This window comes from Raoultibacter timonensis, assembly GCF_022845715.1.
GTDB classification, from domain to species: domain Bacteria; phylum Actinomycetota; class Coriobacteriia; order Coriobacteriales; family Eggerthellaceae; genus Raoultibacter; species Raoultibacter timonensis.
In genome coordinates, this window is record NZ_AP025564.1 from 1640466 (window position 1) to 1665815 (window position 25350).

Annotated in this window: 19 protein-coding genes; 16 read left to right on the forward strand and 3 right to left on the reverse strand. The window is 59.3% G+C overall.

Annotated elements, in window-relative coordinates; all coding sequences use genetic code 11:
- Positions 1 to 84 precede the first annotated feature (84 nt).
- Both MWL89_RS06580 and eutH read left to right on the forward strand, forming a co-directional pair.
- Complete coding sequence (locus tag MWL89_RS06580) at positions 85 to 1857, forward strand: NTP transferase domain-containing protein (RefSeq protein WP_102378451.1); 1773 nt, start codon at positions 85 to 87, stop codon at positions 1855 to 1857.
- 101 nt (positions 1858 to 1958) lie between these two features.
- Positions 1959 to 3212, forward strand: coding sequence for an ethanolamine utilization protein EutH (eutH, locus tag MWL89_RS06585; RefSeq protein ID WP_102378450.1), 1254 nt, complete (start codon positions 1959 to 1961; stop codon positions 3210 to 3212).
- Between the two features lie 8 nt (positions 3213 to 3220).
- On the opposite strand, the gene MWL89_RS06590 is transcribed toward eutH, so the two are convergent.
- The 3 genes from MWL89_RS06590 to MWL89_RS06600 are packed head-to-tail and all read right to left on the reverse strand — an operon-like array spanning position 3221 to position 6337.
- On the reverse strand, positions 3221 to 3823 hold the full coding sequence (locus MWL89_RS06590) for a sugar transferase (RefSeq protein WP_244412260.1): 603 nt from the start codon (positions 3821 to 3823) through the stop codon (positions 3221 to 3223).
- Positions 3823 to 5058, reverse strand: coding sequence for a DegT/DnrJ/EryC1/StrS family aminotransferase (locus tag MWL89_RS06595; RefSeq protein ID WP_244412262.1), 1236 nt, complete (start codon positions 5056 to 5058; stop codon positions 3823 to 3825). Before MWL89_RS06595 ends, MWL89_RS06590 begins: the two co-directional genes overlap by 1 nt.
- A 52-nt stretch (positions 5059 to 5110) precedes the next feature.
- A complete protein-coding gene (locus MWL89_RS06600; protein ID WP_244412263.1) occupies positions 5111 to 6337 on the reverse strand; it encodes a glycosyltransferase in 1227 nt (408 codons plus the stop codon).
- A gap of 269 nt (positions 6338 to 6606) precedes the next feature.
- Between MWL89_RS06600 and MWL89_RS06605 the strand changes: the two genes are divergently transcribed.
- The 14 genes from MWL89_RS06605 to obgE all read left to right on the forward strand — a co-directional run bounded on the left by MWL89_RS06605 (position 6607) and on the right by obgE (position 25344).
- Positions 6607 to 7905 carry an MFS transporter gene (locus tag MWL89_RS06605; RefSeq protein ID WP_102378446.1) on the forward strand — a complete coding sequence of 433 codons (1299 nt, stop codon included), beginning with the start codon at positions 6607 to 6609 and terminating at the stop codon, positions 7903 to 7905.
- A gap of 45 nt (positions 7906 to 7950) precedes the next feature.
- The gene (locus MWL89_RS06610) at positions 7951 to 10560 is read left to right on the forward strand and encodes a molybdopterin-dependent oxidoreductase (RefSeq protein ID WP_244412265.1); all 2610 of its coding nucleotides are present in this window, start codon (positions 7951 to 7953) and stop codon (positions 10558 to 10560) included.
- A gap of 5 nt (positions 10561 to 10565) precedes the next feature.
- Positions 10566 to 11381, forward strand: a complete 816-nt coding sequence (locus MWL89_RS06615; protein ID WP_244412266.1) for a 4Fe-4S dicluster domain-containing protein — start codon at positions 10566 to 10568, stop codon at positions 11379 to 11381.
- Between the two features lie 44 nt (positions 11382 to 11425).
- Positions 11426 to 12838: an SLC13 family permease gene (locus MWL89_RS06620; protein WP_244412268.1), complete on the forward strand. Its 1413-nt coding sequence runs from the start codon at positions 11426 to 11428 to the stop codon at positions 12836 to 12838.
- A 187-nt stretch (positions 12839 to 13025) separates the two neighbouring features.
- Positions 13026 to 14264, forward strand: coding sequence for a LysR family transcriptional regulator (locus MWL89_RS06625; protein ID WP_244412270.1), 1239 nt, complete (start codon positions 13026 to 13028; stop codon positions 14262 to 14264).
- Positions 14265 to 14626: 362 nt separating this feature from the next.
- The gene (locus tag MWL89_RS06630) at positions 14627 to 15544 is read left to right on the forward strand and encodes a methionine ABC transporter ATP-binding protein (protein WP_102378441.1); all 918 of its coding nucleotides are present in this window, start codon (positions 14627 to 14629) and stop codon (positions 15542 to 15544) included.
- A 1-nt stretch (position 15545) separates the two neighbouring features.
- Positions 15546 to 16223, forward strand: a complete 678-nt coding sequence (locus MWL89_RS06635) for a methionine ABC transporter permease (protein ID WP_244412272.1) — start codon at positions 15546 to 15548, stop codon at positions 16221 to 16223.
- A 116-nt stretch (positions 16224 to 16339) separates the two neighbouring features.
- Complete coding sequence (locus MWL89_RS06640) at positions 16340 to 17191, forward strand: MetQ/NlpA family ABC transporter substrate-binding protein (RefSeq protein WP_244412273.1); 852 nt, start codon at positions 16340 to 16342, stop codon at positions 17189 to 17191.
- Between the two features lie 585 nt (positions 17192 to 17776).
- Positions 17777 to 19120 (forward strand): glutamine synthetase family protein, encoded by a 1344-nt coding sequence (locus MWL89_RS06645; RefSeq protein WP_102378438.1) that lies wholly within the window; start codon positions 17777 to 17779, stop codon positions 19118 to 19120.
- A gap of 9 nt (positions 19121 to 19129) precedes the next feature.
- Positions 19130 to 19804: a winged helix family transcriptional regulator gene (locus tag MWL89_RS06650; RefSeq protein WP_102378437.1), complete on the forward strand. Its 675-nt coding sequence runs from the start codon at positions 19130 to 19132 to the stop codon at positions 19802 to 19804.
- A gap of 184 nt (positions 19805 to 19988) precedes the next feature.
- Complete coding sequence (gene polA, locus MWL89_RS06655; protein WP_244412274.1) at positions 19989 to 22610, forward strand: DNA polymerase I; 2622 nt, start codon at positions 19989 to 19991, stop codon at positions 22608 to 22610.
- Positions 22611 to 22980: 370 nt separating this feature from the next.
- Positions 22981 to 23550, forward strand: a complete 570-nt coding sequence (gene rplU / locus MWL89_RS06660) for a 50S ribosomal protein L21 (RefSeq protein ID WP_102378435.1) — start codon at positions 22981 to 22983, stop codon at positions 23548 to 23550.
- Between the two features lie 19 nt (positions 23551 to 23569).
- Positions 23570 to 23821, forward strand: coding sequence for a 50S ribosomal protein L27 (rpmA, locus tag MWL89_RS06665; protein ID WP_102378434.1), 252 nt, complete (start codon positions 23570 to 23572; stop codon positions 23819 to 23821).
- 128 nt (positions 23822 to 23949) lie between these two features.
- Positions 23950 to 25344, forward strand: a complete 1395-nt coding sequence (gene obgE, locus MWL89_RS06670) for a GTPase ObgE (protein WP_102378433.1) — start codon at positions 23950 to 23952, stop codon at positions 25342 to 25344.
- Positions 25345 to 25350: the final 6 nt, after the last annotated feature.

The following is a 25350-nucleotide window of genomic DNA, read 5'->3' on the forward strand; positions in this document are numbered from 1 at the left end:
AATATTTATCAATTATTGGTAAATATTGTTCAAAATTATCGTAAAATATCTTATTGTGAACGCTTAATACGATAGGGATATTTCATGCAGTTACTGAAGAACGAATTTTCGATTCTTTCGACGTGCGCTTTGCGCGAGGTCGGGTCGCAGCGCGATATCGCCGAAGCGATCGGCGCGTCGCTTGGAACGGCCAACGCGGCGTGCAAGAATCTTCTGGATGCGGGGCTTCTCGATAAATCTTACGAGGTTACGCCTGCGGGATTTGCCGCATTGGAGCCGTATCGCGTCGATAACGCGATCATCATGGCGGCGGGTTTCTCGTCGCGGTTTGCCCCTATTTCCTACGATAAGCCCAAAGGGGTTTTAAAGGTTCGGGGGGAGGTGCTCATCGAGCGGCAGATACGTCAGCTCCAAGAGGCCGGCATAGACGACATAACGGTGGTTGTCGGGTACATGAAAGAAGCGTTTTTCTATCTAGAGGATACGTTCGGCGTTACCATCAAAGTGAACGACGACTACGTGACGAGAAACAACAACTCTACGTTGATGCTGGTGAAGGAGCAGCTTGGCAATACGTACATCTGCTCTTCCGATGACTACTTCACCGAGAACGTCTTTTCTCCGTACGAGTATCAGGCGTACTATTCGGCCCAGTATTTTGAAGGCGAGACCGACGAATACTGCTTGACGGTCGGACCGGGGAACCGGATCGTCAAGGTTACGGTGGGTGGCGTCGATTCCTACGGCATGCTTGGGCATGTGTATTTCGATCGGGATTTTTCAAACCGCTTCAAGAGGTTCTTGGAAGATGATTATGGAAAACCCGAAACCGCAGGAAAGCTTTGGGAGGACATTTACATCGACCATATCAAAGATCTCGATATGGTTATGCGCCCCTTCGAGCCCGGTGTTATTTTCGAGTTCGACTCCCTTGATGATCTGAGGGACTTCGATCATGATTTTATCGACAACGTCGATTCGGAGATTCTTGACAACATATGCAGCGTTCTCGAGTGCGAGCGTATCGATATAGTCGATATTGCTCCGCTTAAAGAGGGCCTCACCAACCTCTCGTTTCGATTTGGGTGCCTTGGCGGGCTGTACGTCTACCGACATCCCGGCGCAGGAACCGCTGAGATCATCAACCGGGAAAGCGAAGCGTATTCGCAGGAGGTCGCCAAAAGGCTCGGCATCGACGATACGTTCATATACGAAGATCCTCGCAAGGGGTGGAAGCTGTCTCGGTATCTGCCTGATTGCGTAGATTTCGACTACCACAATCCTTCGCATGTTGAGAGAGGATTAGCTCTTGCACGCAGGCTTCATGGAAGCGGAGAGAAGTCCGAGTGGTACTTTGATGTGTACGAGAAGGCGCAGGAAATCGTTGTTCTGCTCGGAGAGCGGGCATATCCGTCGTTCCCCGATTTCGATGAGCTGTCCGATCGAGCGCATGCTCTCGATCGGTTCGTGAAGTCGGATCGAGTTGAGCCTTGCTTGTGCCACAACGATTTCTACAATCCGAACTTCCTCGTCCGCGACGACTTCATGTACCTTATCGATTGGGAATACTCGGCTATGTCCGATTACGCGAGTGATCTCGGTACGTTTATCTGCTGTTCCGATTACACGCTCGATGAAGCGAGAGGCGTGATTTCCGAGTATTTCAAAGGGAAGCCGACGGAAGCGGAGATGCGCCATTGTCTCGCATATACGGCGATAAGTGCGTACTACTGGTTTGTCTGGGCTCTTTACAAAGAGTCGTCGGGCGATCCCGTGGGGGAATGGCTCTACCTGTGGTATCGCGCCGCGAAGACGTATGGCAGGTATGCCATCGGGCTTTACGAGGCGGCTTTGTAGGCAGCTCTGGACGGGCATCGCGGGATCGTCTTCTAGCATACATGCATCAACGGCTTTAGTTTGTTCTGCCGCCGCCGCGGCATGCGAGAGAGGGAAGCAATATGGAACTGTTCGGGACCATCGTGGTCTACATCATCATGGCATGTGCCTTTGCAGGTGCCGTTGCGTCGGTAATCAAGCCCGAAAGCGAGCTTGGGCAGCAGTTTGTGGCGGGCATCGATTCCATCGGGCCTATCTTTTTGCCCGTCGCAGGCATCATGGCTGCTGCACCGTATTTGACTGCATTCGTGAGTTCGGTATTCGGTCCGGTGTACGGGGCGCTCGGCGCCGATCCTGCGATGGCGGCCACAACGTTCATCGCCGTCGATATGGGGGGCTATCAGCTCGCCGACGCCCTTGCGCAAACGCGTGAGAGCTGGATGATGGCTATGATCACGGGGTATATGGCCGGTGCGACCATCGTGTTCACCATTCCCGTTGCTTTGAAGATGCTGCAGAAAAAAGATCGCAAGTACCTGGCCCTCGGCGTTATGAGCGGGCTTTTGGCCATTCCGATCGGCGTGCTGGTGGGAAGCGTCATCATCGCCGTTGCGAACCCCGTTATTCGCGAGGTTGTTTCGACCAACTCCGAAGCGACGTATCAGCTTGCTTTGAGTTTCGCACAAATAGGATTGAACCTTGTTCCCCTCATCATCATCTGCGTCGCCCTTGCCCTGGGGCTGCGGTTTGCGCCGGATGCCATGATCAAAGGCTTCATCGTATTTGGGCGCGTACTCGAAAGCGTGCTCAAACTCGTGTTCGTGCTGGCTGTCATCGAATACTTTACCGGCGTGTTTACGACTGTTTTCGGCTCGTTCGGATTCGATCCGATCATCGCTGACGAAGAGGATATATTCAGGGCTCTCGAGGTATCGGGTGCAATCGGCATGATGCTGTGCGGGGCGTTTCCGATGGTGTACCTTATCAGGAGGTATCTTGCCAAGCCTCTTGCGAAAATAGGTGGGGTTTTCGGATTGAGCTCGGATGCGACAACCGGGCTGCTCGCTGCATCGGCAAACGTGCTTGCGCTGCTCGCCATGGTCAAGGACCTCAAGGCGCGCGATAAGGTGATCACGCTTGCCTTCGCGGTCTGCTGTGCGTTTCTGTTCGGTGACCATCTTTCCTTCACTGCCAACTTCCAGCCTTCGATGATCGTGCCGGTGCTCATCGGCAAGCTCTCGGCGGGGATATGCGCGATCGCGTTTGCCATGCTGCTCGCGGTCAAGAAAGCAGAGCAGCTCGAAGCCGAGGACAAGCTCCTCGATGCGGAAGAGGCCGAAAACCGCGCTCTCGAGGCTGCTCCCGAAACGGCATAGGCCGGGGTTCAGGCGTTCTTGTCTTCGTCGACGAAGACGCCTTCGCGGGCGAAGACGACCGCGAACGTCTTGAAGAATATCTTCGCATCGAGCGCGAACGAGATGTTGCGCACGTAGTAGACGTCGAGCGCAAGCCGGTCATGCCAAGGCAGCGAGTTGCGGCCGCTCACGGCGGCGTATCCGGTGATGCCCGGCCTTACGAGGAGCTTCTCGCGCTCGTCGCCTTCGTAGAGCTCGGTTTCCCTCTCGAGATCGGGGCGGGGGCCGATCAGGCTCATATCGCCTTTGATCACGTTGAGGATTTGGGGCAGTTCGTCGATGCTCGTTTTGCGCATGAACGTACCCATACGGGTCATGCGCGGATCGTCGGCGCCGTTGTAGGTCGAGCCGTCGGGCATCGTGAGGTCGGGTGCATTCACCTTCATGGAGCGCAGCTTGTACATCTTGAATTCGCGGCCGCCTTTGCCAATGCGCGGAGCGTTGTAGAAGACGGGCCCCTTGTCCTCGAAGTGGATGAACGGGGCTACGATGAGCAGTATGATGGCAACGAAGGGTAAAGCGACGATTCCGATCAGGATATCGAGCAGCCTCTTGCCGAAGCGGGCGTACATCAATCGGACTCCTGCAAAACTCTGCTATCCGCCTCGATGAGGGCGCGTTTGAACGAGGCGACCACGTAGTCGACGTCGTCGTCGGAAAGCTTCGTATGAAGCGGCAGCGTGATCTCGCAGCAGTACTGCCTGTAGGCGTTCGGGTAGTCGGCGATGTCGAACCCGAGCGTGCGGTAGGCGGTGAACAGGGGGAGCGGTTTGTAGTGCACGTTCGTCGCGACGCCGTCTTCGGCCATGACCTCGATGACCGCGTTGCGGAACGCCTCGCTTTTTCTCGGCATCCGCACGAGCATGAGATGGCCGCTTGAATTAGCCCAGCCGCCGTAATGCCCGAGCAGGATCGCATCGGTGTCGGCGAGGCCCTTTTCGTAGCGGGCGATGATCTCGCGCCTGCGGGCGAGCAGGGCGGGGTAGCGCTCGAGCTGTACGAGGCCGATTGCGGCTTGGATGTCGGTCATGTTGCATTTCCAGCCCGGGAAGGCGATGTCGTACTCCCAGGCGGAAGCCTGCGTTTTCGCCAGCGCATCCTTCGTCTGTCCGTGAAGCGATTGCAGCATGATTCCCCGGTAGAACTCATCTGAATCGAAACCGGCATCGCGCCAGGCGAGAGCGCCTCCCTCGGCTGTGGTGAAGTTTTTGACGGCATGAAACGAGAACGTCGTGAAATCGGCGACCGAGCCGCTCTTTCTGCCGTGGTAGTCGGCTCCGAGCGAGTGGGCCGCGTCGGCGACGATGATGACGCGGTCGAAGAGGCGCTGGAGGTCGTTTTCCGGCTTCCAGAGCACCCGTTTTGTTGCAAGCACCCCCTCGATGCGATCGTAGTCGCACATCCTTCCGGCGATATCGACAGGAACGATCGCCTTCGTGCGTTCGGTGATGAGGTCGCCGAGTTCGGCGTAGTTCATTTCGAACGAGCCGGGTGCGGTGTCGACGAGCACGGGGGTGGCTCCCACGTGGCAGATGGGGGAGCATGAGGCGGTGTAGGTGTACGCCGAAGTGATAACCTCGTCTCCCTCGCCGATCCCCAGCGCCCGCAGGGCGCATTCGAGCGCAGCGGTCGCCGAAGAGAGGCAAGCGACGCCTGCGGCTCCCGTGAACTCGGTGAGCTTTCGCTCGAGCTCCTTCGTCTTCGGTCCGGTGGTTATCCAGCCCGAGCGCATCGCGTCGGCGACGGCGTCGATTTCGGCCTGGCCGATATCGGGCGGGGAGAATGCTATGTTTCGCTTGTCGTCCATGGGCATTCATTATAGGGCAAGCGGGCCTTTGCGGTGCGCTTGCGCAAAGAAATCAAATCAGCTTGCGGATCATGTCGACGATGCGCAGGTAAGAGCGGGATTGATCGAATTCGCTTTCGGCAACCGCGCGCGCTTTCGCGCCCATGATCTTACGAAGGCTCGGATTGACCGCAAGCCTTTCGATTGCTTCGGCAAGCGCTTCGGCGTTTTCGGCCTCGACGTTCACGCCGAAACCGCTTTCGCTGACGAGATTTCTGAACTCAGGGCTCGTGCCGGTGTTGATCAGGGGATGTCCGCTTGCAAGGTAATCGCCGATCTTGGTCACGATGCTCTGGACGGCTGATTTTACGAGCGAGTTCACGGTGATGTCGGACGCATCGAGGTAGGCCGCCATATGGGGGTAGTCCATGTATCCGAGGAAGTCGACAGGCGCTGCGAGCTCGGAGGCGAGCTCCTCGAGTTTTTTGCGATCGGGGCCGTCGCCGAGAATCTTCACGCGGGCGGCAACGCCCGTCTTTTCGAGCAGAGATGCCGCTTCGATGAGCGTGGAAAGGTCATAGCTCGCTCCGAGCGTGCCCGCGTAAACGATCCATACTTCGCCTTCGGGTTTCTCGATTTCGCTTCGATGCTCGGCGACGCCTGCGTCGAAGTCGGCAAGTACGTTTCCCACATATACGGTGGTTTTCGGGTACGGCTCCGAGCGGTCTTGGGCGGGACGCATCGCATACTCGTCGGAGGTGCCGACAGCTCCCGAAAGCAGGGTGTACACGCGTTTTGCATCGCGGGCGAACGGATAGAAGGCGATATCGCTCACGAGGGGCACGTTGACAACCATGCGCATGGCTTCGGGCCATAGATCGTTGATGTCCGCCACAAAGGGAATTCCCTGTTCGTGGGCGTACTCCGCGCATACGCGCGCCACGTCGTTGGGCGGGATCTCCGCGTAGACGAGCGCGTATTCGGATCCGTGCTCGTCGAAATGAGACCGGAGGTTCTTCGCTGCGACCGCATGGCTTTTGATGCGCGAGAGGTCGAGGTTCTTCTTGTACCCCGGCTCGTCGATGAAAACGATCGAATAAGGGAGGTCGCGATAGCAGCTGCGAGACGTGTCTCGGGGGGCTTTGTCCCAATGCTGGAAGCTCGAGGTGATGAGGTCGACTTCGAACCCCTCGCGGACGAGCAGTTCCGAAAGAAAACGGAATCGGGTGTAGCCCCGCGTCTCGTCGCCGAGCTTCACCCCCATGGTCACGACCGCTATTTTTTTCCTTGTGCTGTTCATCCGAACCATTATACACAGATGCACCCCATCTTCGCCTCCGATCCTAAAACGCGTTATCGGGTGCGACGGCGGTAAGGGCCGGGATCGGGTGTCGGGACTCTCGCAAGTATGAGCGGTCAACAAATCGTTGCGGGTCTGCATACCTGCTTGTTTATGTTCCCGAGGCTGGCTGCCTGTCAGAATTGTTCTTGAAACGGCCGAGTTGCGCCGTTGCTCGATTGGGTGTGGCCGAACGGGTCGGCCAGGCATTCATCAGGTTAGGGGGATTTATGGCATCATCCGTTTCTCGTTATGGCGTGCAGAGTCGCCAGCTCGACTCGACGGAGCGTTGGCTGTGCTTCGCTGCGTTGTTCTTCCTCGGCTTTACTGCGACGTTCAACCAGTTCAAAGCCGCACCTGCTATCCAGTTCATCGGTGCCGATTTGGGAATGTCCGTTGAGATGCTCAGCCAGATCATGGGCGTGTTCTCCATTGCCGGTATGCTGCTGGCCTTTCCCGGCATGTTCGTCATGCAGCGCCTGGGTGTAAAATTCTCCATCGTCGTTACGTCGGTGTTGCAGCTGGTCGGTTCTCTCATCTGCGTATTCGCGCCCGATACGGCGTTGTTCTTGGTGGGACGCACGCTCGAGGGCGTAGCCTACGGCTTGATTTGCGTCATCGGCCCCAACATCATGCCCCGTCTGTTTCCCTTGAAGGATCAGGGTCTGTGCATGGGCGTCTGGTCGCAGTGGACGCCCGTTGGCGTGGTTATCGCGTTCTTTACGGCTCCGATGATCTTCGATGCTGCCGGCGGGGCCGCGCTTGCGTTCTCGTGGAGACCCATCTGGTACGTTTCCATCGCCATGGAAATCGTATCCATCGTGTGGCTGCTGGCTTGCTGTAAGATGCCCGCCATTCCTGAAAACGAGTTGGTCGACGGTGATCCCACCCGCCGCAAAAAGCCGGGCCGCAACTACATGCTGGCCGGTTTCGTGGTGTGCGCGTTCTTTTTCGTATGGGTGTTCGACTACGTTGCGAACATCAACACTTTGTATCCGACGTTCCTGCAGAACGTCAAAGGCCTGAGCGTATTCGATTCGGCCATGCTTCCCAATTGGACGGCTATCATTTCCATACCGCTCGGCATCGCGTTCGGCGTGGTTGCCGACAGGCTTAACTTTCGCAAGTGGATGATCGCCGGCGGTTATCTTCTGGTGGCCCTGTGCATGGCGTTCTTCTACTTTACCCCCGGTACCGACATGACGGGCCCCTGGATTGCAAGCATCCTCATGGGTTTGTGCGGCGCGCTTGTGCCCACGGGAACCCGTGCCATTGCCCCGGTGCTTGTCCCCGAACCGAAAAAAACCGATCTCGTGCTGGCCACCATGGCGTTTGCCACGGGCGTGGCGCAGGTTGTGGGCGGCTACATCGTTTCGCCCATCGTTGCGAACGCGGGGTGGCAGGCGAACGCGCAGTTCGTTTTGGCGCCGCTCGCCGTGCTTGCCGCTGCAGCCGTCATCGTGTTCGTCAAGTCCGACAGAAAGATTTCCGAGGTGCGAGCCGAAGAACGCGCTCGTCTCGAGCAATAGCCTTACATCGAAAGCGAACGAGAGAAGAGAGAAAGGGATCAGACGTTGATAATTTCCGAGAAAACCGTCGTGCACAACCTCGGGTTGGAGTCGTTCGGGGGAGGTGCGAACATCGTCGCCGCCGATGTGCTGGATGGCAGGCTTGCGCGCATTCGCCCCGTTCACTTTGAAAACGACTATACGAAAGAAGAGCTTAATTACTGGACCATCACCGGTCGCGGCGGCAAGACGCTCGAGCCGGGAATGAAGTCGTATACGCCACCGTTTCCGCTGGTGTACAAGCGGCGCACGTATTCCAAGAACCGCATTCCGTATCCGATGAAGCGCGTCGACTGGAATCCGGGGGGCGATCGGCATCCGGAGATGCGCGGTACCAGCAAGTACGAGCGTATCAGCTGGGACGAGGCATGCGAGATCATCGCAAAAGAAATAAAGCGCGTGCACGACGAATACGGCCCGAATTCCATCCTTTGCCAAGCGGACGGCCACGGCGAGAGCAAGGCGATCAATACTCCGCACGGCTGCATGACGCGTCTTTTGGGGGAATGCGGCGGCTTCACCATCCAGAACCGCAACCCCGACAGCTGGGAGGGCTGGTACTGGGGGGCGAAACATGCGTGGGGCATGGATCCCGTCGGGCAGAACACCCATTCTACGAATACTGCTCAGGATATCGCGCAGCATTGCGATGCGCTTCTGTACTGGGGGTGCGATCTCGAGACCACCACGTGGGGCTGGGGCGGCCAGATGGCTTCTCGCATGGCGTTTTGGTTCGAGGACTGCGGCATCAAAAACATCGCCATCGCTCCCGATTGCAACTACACGGCTGTCGTGCACGCCGACAAATGGTTCCCCGTGTTTCCGAATACCGATGCCGCGCTGCAGCTGGCTATCGCGTATGTGTGGATGACCGAGAACACGTACGATCGCGAATACATCGAAACGCACTCCGACGGCTTCGACTGGTTCGAGTACTACGTGCTCGGCAATGAAGACGGCGTACCTAAGTCGCCTGAATGGGCCGAGCCCATCTGCGGAATTCCCGCGTACCGCATCAAGGCGCTCGCTCGTTACTGGGCGAGCCATGCGGTCTCCATCGCGCACTGCAACGGCGGCTCGTTTATCCGTGCGGCGTTCGCCCACGAGCCCGCTCGCTTGGAAGTGTATCTGCTGGCCATGCAGGGCGTGGGCAAACCGGGCCGCATTTCCATCAAGTACATCGAATGGGTTCTGTTCGGCATGTCGTCGTGCAGCCCGCTGCCCCTTTCGAAGGTTATCCCCAACACGGCAGCCTGCTACAACGGCCCCCTCATCGGCCAGGGCGGCGACAGTTTCGTTCCGAAGGTGCATATTCACAAGGCTCTGCGCGGCGAGAAGCTGGAGTGGTACGGGCACGGGACGGCTGCCGATCCGCGCGCAGACCAGTTCAAGCACTTCCGATTCCCGCTCGAGGGCGATGCGGGCGTGAAGATGTTGTGGTCGGACAACCCGGCATTCACGACCAGCCTCAACGGCGGCTACGAGTTCCAGGATGCCCTGAAGAGCGAGAATCTGGAGTTCTATCTGGTGCAGGCCCCGTGGTTTGAAGACGACGCCCGTTTTGCCGATATCGTACTGCCTATCTGCACGAAGTTCGAGGTCAGCGATTTCGGTACCGACAACGACTCCGGGCAATGGAGCGCCGTCACGTTTGAGGAGGCCGCAATCGATGCGGTTGGGGAGGCGAAGTCGGATTGGATCGCCGTGCAGGAGATCGGCCGAGCGCTCGAAAAATTCGGCGGGGTGTACGAGGGCGTCGTGCAGCGCATGACGAAGGGCAAAACCATCGAACAGCAGGTGAAGGAGGGCTACGAAGCTTGCGGCATTCCCGAGGAAGATCGCGACTTCGAGGCGTTCAAAAAGCGAGGCTACCAATTGATTCCCACCGAAGAGGGGTGGGAAGACCAGCCGGTCGGCCTGGCCCCGTTTGCGGAGGATCCGGCAGCTAATCCGCTCGAGACGCCGACGGGCTTGATCGAATTCTACTCGCAGTCGTTGGCGACGATGTTTCCCGACGACGAGCTGCGCGGTCCGGTTGCGCATTGGCGCGAATCGGGCGACGGCCATGATGACCGCCGCAGCTCCGATCGTGCGAAAAAATACCCGTTCCTCATTGTGTCGAACCATCCGCGTTGGCGCGTGCATGCGGAGTTCGACGATGTCGAATGGTTGCGCGAGATTCAAACGTGCAAGGTCATCGGCCCTGACGGCTATGCATACGAGCCGCTGTGGATGCATCCGACTGACGCGGCGAGCGTGGGTGTGGCCGACGGCGATGTGGTGAAGGTGTACAACGAGCGCGGCAGCGTGCTGGGCGGCGTTCGCGTGACCGAGCGCATTCGTCCCGAAGTCGTATACATGGATCACGGCGCAAACTCCGACGTTATCGTGTCGGGCGTGGGCGGACTCGATCGCGGAGGCGCCATTAACCTCATCTGCCCGACGGCGACGACATCGAAAAACGCTGACGGTGAAGTGACAAGCGGCTATTTGGTGGGCGTGGAGAAGGTCGACGTGTTCGAGCTCGCCGCGAAGTATCCCGAAGAATTCAACAGGAACCGGTACTACGACGCTTCCTACGGCCAGGACGTACGTGATTACATCGAGGGGGCATAACGGGTATGAAGGCACTGATAGTTGATCTGAACAGGTGCAACGGCTGCTACAACTGCCAGCTTGCTTGCAAGGACGAACATTGCGAAAACGATTGGGCTCCTATCGCCCTCGCGCAGCCCCAGACCGGGCAGTTTTGGTGCCGCGTGGACGAGGAGGAGCGCGGTCGCGTGCCGGTCGTGCGCGTGGCGTATACGCCCACGTTCTGCGGGCATTGCGACGCGTGTCCCCTGATCGGGTTGGCACCCGAAGCGGTTTATCGTCGCGAAGACGGATTGGTGGTCATCGACCCCGAAAAGGCGCGTGGACGCCGCGACCTTGCCGAGGCTTGCCCTCTGGGCATGGTGTACTTCAACGGCGACGCCCAAGTTGCCCAGAAGTGCACGGGTTGCGCGCATTTGCTGGATAGTGGCTGGTCGCAGCCGCGCTGTGTCGATGCTTGCGCGACCGATGCACTGCGTTGGGGCGATATCGAGGACTTCGCCGACGAGATTGCCGCGGGTGCTGCGGACGAGCGTCTGGAAGGCCTGGGCTCGCATGTGTACTACGTCAACCGTCCGAAGCGCTGGATTGCCGGCACGGTGGCGAATCGCGGTGAGAACGAGGTGATCATCGGCGTACCCGTAACCATCTTCGATGCGGATGGCGAGGTTGTTGCGCAGGTGGAGACCGACGAGTTCGGTGATTTTCGCTATTGCGAGTGCGAGAAAGCGTCATATCGCGTACGCATAGAGGCGCCGGGCTACGATGCGGTCGAATTCGATGCCGACTGCGCCGATCGAGACGTTGTGCTCGATGACGTATTCGTGGACATGCTGCGCTAGCGTCTCCCAACAGCTTTCATTGGCAAACGATCGAAGGGGAAGAAATGAAGGAGAAATCGGCGGTTATCCGCTTCGGGATTATCGCACTGGGAGTCATCGTGCTCGTGGCGCTTGGTGTGACCCCAACACCAGAGGGATTGAGCTGGGCTGGGAAGATGTCGCTGGGCATTTTCGTGGTGGCGATCGTGTTCTGGGTTACCGAGGTCATGCCCATCGCGATAACGGGGTGGGCTATGGTCGGTCTGGCTCCCCTGCTGGGCATTCTACCCGCAGCGGATGCTTGGACGGCCTCGATAAACAATGCGATCATCTTCTACCTGTGCTGTTTCGCATTCGCATGCTTCGTTGCTCGGTCTTCGTTCGCCGTGCGTTTGACGGGTGTTATCCTCAGGTGGGCCGGCACGAACTCTTCGCGCGTTCTGCTGGGTTTTATGGTTGGCACGGCGCTCATCTCTACGCTTATGGACAACTTGCCGCTGACGGCTGTCATGTTGCCCATCGCGTATGCGGTACTCGATGCCAACAACACCCCCACGGGCGGTAAATCCGCTTTTGCCAAGTGCATAGCGATCGGCATTCCGTGGGCTGCCGCTCTGGGCGGTGCCATGACTCCTTCCGGCTGCATCATCAACGTGTTGGCCATGTCGCTGATCGAGCAGAATTTCGGCGTGCACATCAGTTTCGTTCAATGGATGGCCTTCGGCGTGCCGCTCGCCCTTATCACCATTCCGGCCGGCTGGTTCGCGCTCATCAAGATCTTCAAGCCCGAAGCCTTGAGCCAGGAGGCGGTCGATACCGGCATCAAGCGCGCTTCCTCGTTGGGAAAGCTGCCTCGCCACGAGATTGCCGGCTTGGTCGTTATGCTGGTCACCATGGTTATCTGGATCGCAAGCTCTTGGGTCACCGCTATCGACATCACGGTCGTCAGCCTGCTCGCCCTTGGCCTCATGTTCTTCCCCGGCGTCGAAGCCATCAAGTTCAATCACTTTTTGGAAGATTCGCCTTGGGGCATGATGCTGCTCATGATGGCTGTCAACGTTTTGGTGGCCGCGCTGATGGGCACGGGCGCCACCGCTTGGCTTGTGAGCGTCGTGATGGCGCCGATGACCGCATGGCCGCCCATCGTTACGCTCATCGCGCTGTCTGTGCTTGGCTGCCTTCTGCATAACGTTATTCCCGCAGGTCCCGCATGCGCCGGCCTTATCGCCGTACCGTTTGCGACCATCGTGGCAAGCATGGGAGGCTCCATTGCCGCAACGTGTGCCATGGTCGGTTTCTGGTCTGCCATTGCGCTCATGCTCCCGCTCGACGGCGTGCCGCTGCTGTCCTACTCGAGCGACCGCAAGTACTTCAGTTTCGGCGACATGGTGAAAGTCGGCTGGGCTCCCAGTTTGGTGATGGTCGTCATCACGGTGACCATCACTCCGATGACCGCCGGCTTGCTCGGCCTTCCGTAAAGCCTTCGGGCTTTCAGGGTGGCCCGCGTAGGCGGGATATCGGTCCGAGGTGTTGTTTCATGCCCGATTGCGGTTATAATCGCAATCGGGCATCGGGGCATCTGCGCGCGAGCTGCTTGCCTGCCTTCGACGAAGGCTTCTCGGTGCAAACCCTTCGCGTGCGGATAGCGGCTCTCAGGGGGTTGTCATGCAGACGAACTATCTGAAGTACTTTGTCGACGTTGCTCGGCACGGGTCCATTTCGGCTGCGGCCAATATCAATTTCATATCTTCGCAGGGGATGAGCCGGTCGCTCGGGGTTCTGGAAACCGAGTTGGGTTGCAAGCTGTTTCGGCGCACGTCGAACAAAATGGTGCTGAACCGCTACGGCGAGGCGCTGTTGCCGTATGCCAGCGAAATGCTGCGTGCGCAAGCGGACATGCTCGCATGCGTCGCCGAACTCAGTGCGGACGAGCAACGCGGCGAAGACGATGGGGTGGTCGCCTACCTGAACAACGTGTGCTTCGATTCCGCGTTCTTCGGCCCGTTGGTAGACAGCTTCGACGAGGTCTCCGCGCGTGCCCGGTACTTTCAGTGCGACAACGACGAGGTGGTGGAAAAGCTCTTGTCGTCGGATGAGGGCGATCCCGTCATCGGGTTGCTGTGCCTGTTCAGCATCGACGAGGAGCGAAACGCGCACTTCGTCCGCTCTTTGCAGCAGCAGGGGTTCAAATACCAGCCGTACCTGCATTCCTACGATGAGGTGCTGGTTTCGAAGGGGTCCGATCTCGCCAAGCGGCCGGCATTGTCGAGAGCCGATATCCTGTCGAAGCGGTTGATCGTGCCGAAGGGAGACATTCGGCGCGTTGTGGAATCGAAATTCGGAAGCGACGCGATATCGATGGTTACGAGCGACAACTCCTTTCGCTTCAAGGTGGTCGCTGCCGACGAGGCCATCTCGGTGGTACCTGCGTTTTACAAGCTGCTCGACCCGCTCAACATCATGCGCGACAACGATTTAGCCACCGTTCCCATGAAGGATCCGTACTATCTGGAAATCGGGTTTGCCGCCCGTCCCGAGGTGCTCGACAGCCTGTTCATCAAAGATTTCTTCTCCAAGCTCAACTCGTATTACCTCGCTTTCTCCAACTCCCAGTACATGACGCTGATCACGAGCGATTTGACCGTGTACCGCCCGGACGGGACGTTCGACGAGCGCTCGGATGCCGAATCGCTCAACGCCATCGAAGACCGGTTCGGGATATCTCCGCGCGAGCGCGATGTGTTCGAGTGCTTGGCCGAAGGCGATACGGCCATGGCGATAGCCGACAAGCTCTACATATCGACTGCCACAGCCAAAAGCCATATCTACAGCATTTACAAGAAGCTCGGCATTCATTCGCAAAACCAGTTGCTTGGAATCGTAGAGGTGGGGAAGCGATCCTGAGCGGATTCGAGATATCGGGCCGCAGGCTCGTGGCTCAAGGTTCGTCGGGCGGGCATGGTGCCGGGATAAGCCGAATGCCTTTCCCCGCTGCGGGTCGCTTCGCCGTCTCGATTGCTTCCGATATCGGTTCCAGATCAGGTCGGATCGCTCCGAATTGCGGTTTAACGCTTGACATCCCGAGAGCTTCGTCTAATATTGACCCGTTATGAATTTCGAATTCGTACATAGCATGATGATGTGCATGCCCAAGCCTGGGTTCGTCGGCGTGCGCGCGGACACTCAGGCCTAGCTTCACGCGGCCATATCTCAACCATGTACGGCCGCATATCATGTTAGTTATTCTGTACGAGGTAATCTGAACAATGATCCAGATAGAGCATCTGTCTAAAACATACGATGGCGCATCGAAGCACCATGCGTTGATCGACGTCGATCTGACGATCGAGGATGGCGATATTTTCGGCATCATCGGTGAATCCGGTGCGGGCAAATCGACGCTTGTTCGCTGCATCAACCTGCTCGAGAGACCCACGTCGGGCCGTATCGTCATCGACGGCGAAGACGTGACGGGCTATTCAGGCAAGCAGCTGCTCGAGCTGCGCAGCTCGATCGGCATGATATTCCAGAACTTCAGCCTGTTCCAGCAGCGCACGGTTCTGAAGAACGTGACGTTTCCGCTCGAGCTCGTCCACGAGAAGCGGGAGCATCGCGAGAAGCGCGCGTACGAGCTTTTGGAGCTGGTCGGCTTGACCGAGAAGGCGAAGAGCTATCCGAGTCAGCTCTCGGGCGGCCAGCAACAGCGCGTTGCCATAGCCCGCGCCCTTGCGAACAACCCGCGCGTCATGCTCTGCGACGAGGCAACGAGCGCGCTTGACACGCGTACGACCATATCGATCCTCAAGCTCCTGAAGGACATCAACGAGGAGCTCGGGGTGACGATGGTGGTGATTACGCATTCGCTTGCCGTAGCCGAAAAGATATGCAACAAGATTGCGGTCATCGACAAGGGCCGCATCGTGGAAACGGGCGAAACCGCCGCCGTGTTCTCGAACCCGCAAAGCGCGGTAACCCGCGAGCTCTTGGGAAGCGACTACCTGCCCGGCGATTTCGACGGGTCTGCCGGGACGTCGGCGTCCGGAACCGACGCGCGCGGGAGATCCGCCTCGACGATTCTCGCCGACGCGATCGATGCGGCTTCGAATCCGTTCGTCAACGCGGGGAGGCCCGAGGTTCACGCCTCGACGTCCGAGGGCAAACCTGCCGGAAGGCGGGTGAAGTAGCATGGAGTGGCTTCAGGGGTTCTTCGCCGATTACGGGGTCATGCTTGCTCAGGAGACGTGGAACACCATCCTGATGATGCTCGTTCCGACGGCGGTCGCCTATCTGGTGGGCATCCCGATCGGCGTACTGCTGCTCGTTTCTGCCCCCGGGGGTCTGCGCCCGCATCGTGTCCTCAACGCGGTGCTCGGATGGATCGTCAACATCGGGCGCTCCATTCCGTTCGTCATCTTCATCGTCGTGCTCATTCCTGCAACCCGTATCGTTATGGGCACGTCGCTCGGCGTTGCCGGCGCGATCTTTCCGCTCGCCGTCGCGGCGATTCCGTTCATGGCGCGCATGGTGGAGCAGAGCTTGGCGGAAGTCGATAGCGGGCTCATCGAAGCGGCTCAAAGCTTCGGCGCGAATATTTGGCAGATCGTCATGAAGGTGTACCTCAAGGAAAGCGTGCCTTCGCTGCTTCGCGGGGCGGCGATCTCCCTCATTACGCTTCTGGGCTATTCGGCTATTGCGGGCATGATCGGCGCCGGCGGCTTGGGCGACGTGGCGGTCAGGTACGGCTACCAGCGCTATGAAGTCGAAGTCATGATCGCCGCAGTCCTCATCTGCATCGTGCTCGTTCAGATCATCCAAAGCATCATGAACGTGGTCGTTCGTCGTGTCGACAAGCGGAGCAGATAGCGCGTTCACCGTTATCGTCCGTCGTCAGACTGGGTTTTACTTCGTACATGTACTAGAATCCGAGATTCGTACACAGCATTCGTGTACCGTTTTTTTGAAAAGGGAAGGGTTATACCATGAAACTGAAAAATGTTGTAAAGATCGGCCTTGCTGCCGCATTGGCATGCGTAACGCTTGGGGTGCTTGCCGGCTGCGGATCGAACGGTTCGGGGGATTCCGCCTCGAACGGCTCTGCAGACGACAAGGTTATCAAGGTCGGGGCTTCTCCGGCACCCCATGCCGAAATCCTCGAGCAGATCAAGGCCCAGCTAGCCGATGAAGGCTATACGCTCGAGATCCAGGAATTCTCCGATTACGTTACGCCGAACACCGCGCTGTCCGATGGCGAGCTCGATGCGAACTACTTCCAGCACATCACCTACCTCGAAGACTTCAATGCCGAGCGCGGCACCGATCTTGCCTCTGCGGGCGGCATTCACTTCGAGCCTCTGTGCGTCTATCCCGGCAAGAGCGCGAGCTTCGATGCGCTTGCCGACGGTGCGAAGATCGCCGTGCCCAACGATGCGACCAACGAGGCGCGCGCTCTTCTTCTGCTTCAGGATGAGGGCCTCATCAAGCTCAAGGACGGCGCCGGCCTGACGGCGACGAAGAACGATATCGCCGAAAACCCGAAGAACATCGAGATCATCGAAGCTGAAGCCGCAGCGCTTCCGCGCACGCTCGACGACGTCGATCTGGCCGTCATCAACGGCAACTACGCTATCGGCGCCGGCCTCGATCCTTCGACCGCCATTGCGAGCGAGGAAACGGATTCCGAAGCTGCCGAGAAGTACGTCAACGTGGTCGCCGTGCGCTCGGGCGAGGAGAGCTCCGAGAAGATCCAAGCGCTCGTGAAGGCGCTTCAGAGCGATACGGTCAAGCAGTACATCGACGCCACCTACAACGGGGCGGTTGTCGCAACGTTCTAGGCGCTTCTCGGTTTTCGACCGGGAATAGCCTAACCTCGGTTCGGCCCGGCCCGCCTTGGCAGCGGCCCGGGCCGAATCGTTTCCGGAATGGATTCTTTTCGGCGCGCACGGCCCCGCTTCCCTCGGCGAAAGCAGCGCGTGCGCACGGGAGCGCGCGCCGAACGAGCCGCGCACGAGAAACTGCCACCTGGGTGCAGTTATTTTCGTTTCTGCGTTGCGAAAAGGCGGTGATCGATGATCGCGGCAGGATGCTCGATCGAGCCATCAGGCGAAACGCAGAAGCGGCGTCGACGAAGTGCGCTAGCTGCCGCGCTCGCGGGTCGTTTCCCGCGGTTTTTACACGCAGAAACGAAAAAAACTGTACCGACCCCCGGCATTTCCGTGCGCAAGGGCGGCCCGCCGCCGCTTCGGCGTACATCAACGAATAGCGTGCATCGCCTGTTGCCGGGCTTTATTTACTGTAGCGAGCAGTTCACGGGATTTCCCGGTAACACGCTCGAAACGATCCTCGCTATAATGGAATCACCACAGAAAGCAGCATCGTACTTTGGCGACGCGCCGTACCGCGACCGAAAGAAGGCAACCATGGCGACAAACCCCGATCAGGATTTCGTGCTCAAAACCATCAAGAGCCGCGACGTCCATTTCGTCCGCTTCTGGTTCACCGATGTGCTCGGTACGATGAAATCGTTCGCCGTTATTCCAAGCGAGCTCGAGAACGCGTTTGCCGAGGGGATGGGTTTCGACGGCAGTTGCGTCGAGGGCTTCTGCCGTACGCAGGAGTCCGACATGCTCGCCTTTCCCGAAGCCTCGACGTTCCAGGTGCTTCCGTGGCGCCCCGACTCGAATGCCGTTGCACGTATGTTCTGCACGATCAAGACGCCTTCGGGCGAGGCGTTCGAGGGCGATACGCGCAGCGTGCTCAAGCGGGTCGTCGATCAGGCCGCCCAGATGGGTTACGCGTTCAACGTAGGCCCCGAGCTCGAATACTACTATTTCAAGGATTCGGAAGGCACCGAAGTGCTCGACCGCGGCGGATACTTCGATTTGACCTGCCTTGATTCGGCGAGCGATCTGCGCCGCGATACCGTGCTCACGCTCGAGAAGATGGGCATTCCCGTCGAGTACTCCCATCATGAGAACGGCCCCTCCCAGCACGAGATCGATCTGCGTTACTCCGATGCCCTTTCCATGGCCGACGCCGTCATGACCTACAAGCTCGTCGTGAAGGAGATCGCGATGAAGCACGGCGTCCACGCTTCGTTCATGCCCAAGCCGATGGCCGGCGAAGCGGGAAGCGGCATGCATGTGCACCAAAGCCTGTTCGACATGGACGGCAACAACGCCTTCTTCGATCCCGACGACGCGCAGGGCTACAATCTGTCGAAGGTGGCCAAGCACTATATCGCGGGCCTTTTGAAATACGCCCCCGAGTTCTGCGCCATTACGAACCAGTACGTGAACTCGTACAAACGCTTGGTCGATGGCGGGGAAGCGCCCCTCTATATCTCGTGGGCGCAGCGAAACCGCTCTACGCTCGTGCGCATTCCCGGCTACAAACCCGGTAAGGAAAGCGCGTGCCGCATCGAGTTGAGGAGCCCCGATCCCGCTGCTAACCCCTACCTTGCCTTCGCCGCGATGCTTGCGGCGGGACTCAAGGGCATTGAAGACGAGCTCGAGCTGCAGCCTCCGACCGAGGATCGCGATCTGTTCCGGCTCTCGCGCCAGGAGCTGCGCAAGCTCGGTTTCGCGACGTTACCCGACAGCCTCGGCGAAGCCGTCGAGCTGTTCGCGTCGTCCGACTTCATGCGCGAAGTGCTTGGCGAACACATCCACGGATACCTGGTCGAAGCGAAGCGCGAAGAGTGGAACAGCTATCAGCGCAACGTGACCCAATGGGAGCGCGATCGCTATCTGGCTGCCCTATAGGAGGCGCGCATGCAGAGAAAACAGGTCATATTTATCGCGGACAGCCTCGATAACGCCCACAAATTCCAAGCGGTGCTTTCGGCTCTCGATGTCGATGTGGCGGCTGGGTCGTCGGTGCAGTTCAAGCGGTTGCTCGAACAGCATCCCGGATGCGATCTCGTTGTGTTCGAGGCGCGCGGCGATGCGCTGCAAAACGTATCGCGTGCCGAGTCGACGTTGCTTGAGGACGGCTGCGGATCGCTTTTGGCGATCGTCAACGAGGATCAGCTCTCGGAGTTTCGGCTTCCCGTTCAGGTGAAGAGCGATTTCGTCGTGCACGGAGCGAGCCCCGACGAGTGCTCGGCGCGCATCCGTCAGCTTCTATGGCCGGGCAACGAGAGCTCGACGTCGGATTACATCGCCGTCGATGCGATGACCATCAATCTGGCAACCTATCAGGTAAAGGTCAACGGGGAGCCGCTCGATTTGACGTATCTCGAATACGCGCTGCTTGCATTCCTCGTCACGCATCCGGGGCGCACCTATTCGCGCGACGCGCTCCTGCGGCGCGTGTGGGGTTTCGATTACTACGGCGGCTCGCGAACGGTCGACGTGCACGTGCGGCGCGTGAGGGCGAAGCTCGGCCCCGATCTGGCGCAAAGACTCGAGACGGTACGCGGGGTGGGCTATCTTTGGTCCATGTAGGATCGGTCGGGGCCGCGTATCGCGATCTGTCGCAGCCTTGGCGGCTCCATCGGCTTGCCGCCGAACGACGCCGCCGTAAGCGACGCGGTCGTGTGATCCACGGCTCTTTTCGGCAATGCGGTATCGCCACGATTCGAATCTGTTCTATACTTTCTCGGGACACAAGATAACGGAGGACGCACAGATGTCGAAAAAGATCGCCGTCATCGACGGAAACTCGCTGATGCACCGAGCCTATCATGCGGTGCCCCCGACCATGAACGCCCCCGACGGCAGGCCCACCAATGCCGTGTTCGGCTTCATCTCCATGCTGCTGAAGTTCGTCGAAACCGAGCAGCCCGATGCGATCGTCTGCGCGTTCGACGAGGGCCGCCCGGCGTTTCGCATGGAGGCAATCGAAGCGTACAAGGCGCAGCGTCCGCCGATGGACGACGACCTCAAGGTGCAGTTCCCTATGATCGAAGGCTTGCTCGATGCGATGGGCATCCCCGTCGTGTGCGTCAAAGGCTGGGAGGGCGACGACATCCTCGGAACCATCGCGTCGCGCGACGAGGCTCTCGGCTTCGAGACGCTGCTCGTGACGGGCGATAAGGACGCCTATCAACTGGCAAGCGAGCTCACCCGTATCGTAACCACCAAGAAGGGCATTTCCGACGTTGCCGTGTACGGGCCCGCAGAGGTTGTGGATCGCTACGGCATCGAGCCTTCTCAGGTACCGGATTACCTCGGTCTCAAGGGCGACCCGTCCGACAACATTCCGGGCGTGCCCGGCATCGGCGAGAAAACCGCTTCGAAGATCCTGCAACAGTACGGATCGCTCGAGGAGGTGTACGCGAATCTCGATAAGTTTCGCGGCAAACAGCTCGAGAACCTCCGCGACAACGAGGATGCGGCGTTTGCGAGCCGCAAGGTTGCGACCATCGTGCGCGACCTCGATTTCCCGCTCGACCTCGAAGCGGTATCGTTTCCCTCGTTCGACGAGGCGAAGGTGTCGGAGGCGTTCGGCGCGCTGCGCTTCAACGCTCACCTGAAAAAGGTGCTCGCCCTTGCAGGCGGCGGGCGCAGCCAGGTTGATTTGAGCTGGGAGCCGATTACGCGCGGGGGCGAAGCGCTTGTCCTCGTCGATGAGGCTCTGAGGGCGGGCGAGCGGGTCGGCGTCGCTTTCGAGGAGAGCGATCAGGCGTCGTTGTTCGACGCAGGGTTGACGTTGGCTGTCGGGACGTCGGGGGGAACGGCGTTGTTCGAGCAGGACGATGCGCTCGCGGTGTTTGCCCGCATCGTACGCGAGGGATCGTTCGCGGCGCTCGACGTGAAGAAAACCGTGCAGTACGTCTATCCCGCCGACACCTCCGCCAAAGGGCTCGTCGACGATCGGGACCTGCTTGCGATGGATGCGTTCGACCTGGGGCTCGCTGCCTACGTTATGAACTCGTCGGTTAGCGAGTATACCTATAACGCCCTGCTTGACGGGTACTGCGGCGGTGTTATGCCCGAAGCGGAGAACGACGAGCAGGCTGCCGCTATGAGCGCGGCCGCCGCACGGGCCTTGATCGGGCCTTTGAAAAAGGCGCTCGAAGAGGACGGGGGCTGGGAGGCGTGCGGCGAGATCGACTTCCCGCTCGTTGCGGTGCTCGCTATCGTCGAGCGCACTGGTGCCGCGATCGACGTGGAGCGCCTCAACCGTCTCGGAAGCGGCACGCAGGAGGATCTCGACGAGCTTTCCGCGCAGATATACCGCATTGCGGGCGAAGAGTTCAACATCGACTCCCCGAAACAGCTCGCCCACATCCTGTTCGACGTTCTCGGCCTTACGCCGATGAAGAAGACGCAGCGGGGCTATTCCACGAACGCAACGGTGCTCAAAGAGCTTGCCAAGGTCCACGAGCTTCCCGATCTCATCATCAGGTATCGCGAACTTGCCAAAATCAAGTCGACCTACATCGATGCTCTGCCGCGGATGCGCGGCGGCGACGGGCGGCTCCATACGTCGTTCAACCAGACGGTTACGACCACGGGGCGCCTCTCGTCGTCCGATCCGAACCTGCAGAACATTCCGGTGCGTACCGAATTCGGCAGGCACATCCGCGAGTGCTTCGTGCCGCTCGATCCGGCGCACAAGTTCCTCTCGGCCGACTACTCGCAGATCGAGCTGAGGCTCTTGGCTCACCTTTCGGGTGACGAGGGGCTCATCGAAGCGTTTTGCTCGGGTGAGGATTTTCACGCCCGCACCGCGTCTCGCGTATTCGACATCCCCGTCGACGAGATCACTCCAGAGCTTCGCAGCAGGGCTAAGGCCGTCAACTTCGGTATCGTGTACGGGCAGCAGGCGTTCGGGCTCGCCCAGAGCCTTGATATCCCGTATGCCGAGGCCAAGGAGATGATCGAGCGCTATTTCGCGGCGTATCCGGGCGTGCGGACCTACCTCGATCAAACGATCAAGGATGCAACGGAAACGGGCTTCGCCGTGACGATGTTCGGCCGTAAGCGCCATATCCCCGAGCTCACTTCGGGAAATCAAGTGCAGCGCGGATTCGGCGAGCGCACGGCCATGAACCATCCCATGCAAGGTTCGGCTGCCGATATCATCAAGCTGGCGATGAGCCGCGTCGAGCGGCGCTTGGCGGAAGGCGGCTTCAAAGCGAAGCTCCTCTTGCAGGTGCATGACGAACTGGACTTCTCGGTACCCGAAGACGAGATCGAGGCCCTGTCGGCCATGGTGCGGGATATCATGGAACATGCAGCCGAGCTCAGGGTTCCCCTCGACGTCGACGTTTCTTTCGGCGATAACTGGGCCGAAGCCCACTGAGCTCCTTCGGTGGGCGGCATCCGGCGACACGGGTTTCGCCCGCTGCCTTGACGGCTGTTCGCCCGTTGCGGCGGCTTTGCCCGGACGGTGCTCTCCGCCCGGTGTCGCCGATTGCTTTGAACTGCGAAAACATGTCAGTATTGTGCTGCTTGCCATCTTGCGGTGCGCAAGTGTTTTCCCCTGGTATGATAGGCACCGCCCAAAACGGCAGTATTTTCACGGCTTATGCGGGATGCGGAAGCCAAGATCTCGCTCGACATCCGAGTTTTGTGGGTCTTCGGAATAAATGCCGCTCGTTTTATTGACTTGGGCATTGGCGGCTGATAAGATATCGCCTTGCGTTTTGACACATTTCAAGGAGAAATAACTAATGTACGCTATTGTGAAAACCGGTGGAAAGCAATACAAAGTTGCTCCCGGAGACATTCTGGAAGTTGAAAAACTCGAAGTCGAGCCGGGCAAAAAGGTCGAGCTTGAGGCCATCTGCGTCGTCGACGGCGACAAGGTCGAGGCCGATCCGGCCAAGGCTGCCAAGACCAAGGTCGAAGCTGTCGTGCTCGAACAGTTCAAGGGTGAAAAGCAGCTCGTCTTCAAGTTCAAGAAGCGCAAGAACTACAAGAAGATGCGCGGCCATCGCCAGAACCTGACCCGCATTCAGATTGCGGCCGTCGGCTCCGCTAAGGCGGATGTCAAGGCCGACAAGCCTGCAGCCAAGAAGGAGGCTCCCGCCAAGAAAGCCGAGGAGAAGCCCGCTGCAGAGAAGAAGACGGCAGCGAAGACCGCGGCGGCGGAAAGCAAGCCCGCAGCTAAGGCGACTGCCGAAAAGAAGCCTGCGGCCAAGAAGACCGCAGCTAAGAAAGACGACGCGGCCGAGAAGCCCGCAGCCGAGAAAAAACCGGCAGCGAAGAAGACCGCAGCCAAGTCCGAAGACGCTGAATAAGTAAGGAGGAGGATTCGACATGGCACACAAGAAAGGTCTTGGATCTACCCGTAACGGCCGCGATTCGCACGCACAGCGTTTGGGCGTCAAGAAGTTCGGCGGCGAGAACGTGACCGCCGGCAACATCATCGTTCGTCAGCGCGGCACCCATTTCCATCCCGGTGAGAACGTGGGCCGCGGCAAGGACGACACCCTGTTCGCCCTCTGCGACGGCACCGTCGAGTTCACCAAGGGCAATCGCCGCAAGGTGCACGTCCGTCCGGGCGCATAGCTCAAGGCGCAACGGCAGCGTACATTGACCGTGTACTTTGTGCCCCCTGCTTCGCAGGGGGCATTTTCATATACAATGGAAGAAACATCTGCAGGCATTCGCACGCATCCGAGGAGTACAGCACATCCATGTTTATCGATAAGGTACGTATATTCGTAAAGGGCGGCAACGGAGGCGCCGGCTGCATGTCGTTTCGCCGCGAGGCCCATGTTCCCAAGGGCGGTCCCGACGGCGGCGACGGCGGCCACGGCGGCAATGTGATCGTCGAAGCCGACGCCGGCGTCTCCTCGCTCATCGACTACCGCTTCAAACACCACTTCAAGGCGACGCGCGGCACGCATGGCAAAGGGTCGAAGATGCACGGCGCGAACGGCGATGACCTGGTGCTCAAGGTGCCGGTGGGCACTGTCGTCCGCGAATACTTCGAAGATGCGCGGGAGACGGGCGAATTGATCGCCGATCTTACCCACGATGGCGAGCGGGTCGTTGTGGCGAGCGGCGGCATCGGCGGTCGCGGCAACATCCACTTCGTAACGCCGACCCGTCGTGCCCCTGCGTTCGCCGAACTCGGAGAGCCGGCCCAGGAGGGTTGGATCGAGCTCGAGATGAAGCTCATGGCCGATGCTGCGCTCGTAGGCATGCCGTCTGCGGGCAAGTCGTCGCTCATCTCCAAGCTGAGCGCGGCGCGCCCGAAGGTTGCGGATTACCCGTTCACAACGCTGGTGCCCAATCTCGGTGTGGCGCGCAGCGGAGATTACAGTTTCGTCGTTGCCGACATTCCCGGCCTCATCGAAGGCGCGCACGAAGGCAAGGGGCTCGGCCATGAATTCCTCCGCCATATCGAGCGTACGGCGCTCATCGTACACGTGGTCGATCTGACGGGCGACTACGAGGGGCGCGATCCGCTCGAAGACTACCGCGTCATCAACGAGGAGCTCGCTTTATACGCCGACGAGCTTGCGAAGCGCCCGCGTATCGTTGTTGCGAACAAGATCGACGTTGCAGGTACCGAAGAGGCGGCCGACCGGCTTGCGGACCTGGTGAGGGCTGATTCGATCGAGGCTGCGGGCGGCGATGAGTTTGCCCCGAGCCCCGTCGATCCGAAGCTGTACCGCATCAGTGCGCTTACCGGCGAGGGCGTTGAGCAGCTCAAGGCGGCTATCGCGGCGAAGGTCCATGCTTTGCGCGAAGCGGCTCGCGAGGAGCTTGCCGGCGAGATCCAGTACGATCATATCTGGGAGCATAGGCGGGAGGAGCGCGATAAGCGCTTCGAGGCGGTCAAGCTCTCCGATAACATCTTCCGCGTGCAGGGCCCCATGATCGAGCGCATGGTCGTGCAGACCGACTGGGAAAACGACGAGGCGATCGCGTTTCTCCAGCATCGTCTCAAGCGGGCGGGCGTTGAAAAGGCGCTCGAGCGCGCAGGCGCCGTCGACGGAGACGAGATCCGGATCGTCGGGCGTTCCTTCGAGTTCGAATCGGCGCAGACCGCGGAAGATATATACAGGGACCTCGATATTTAGGATGCG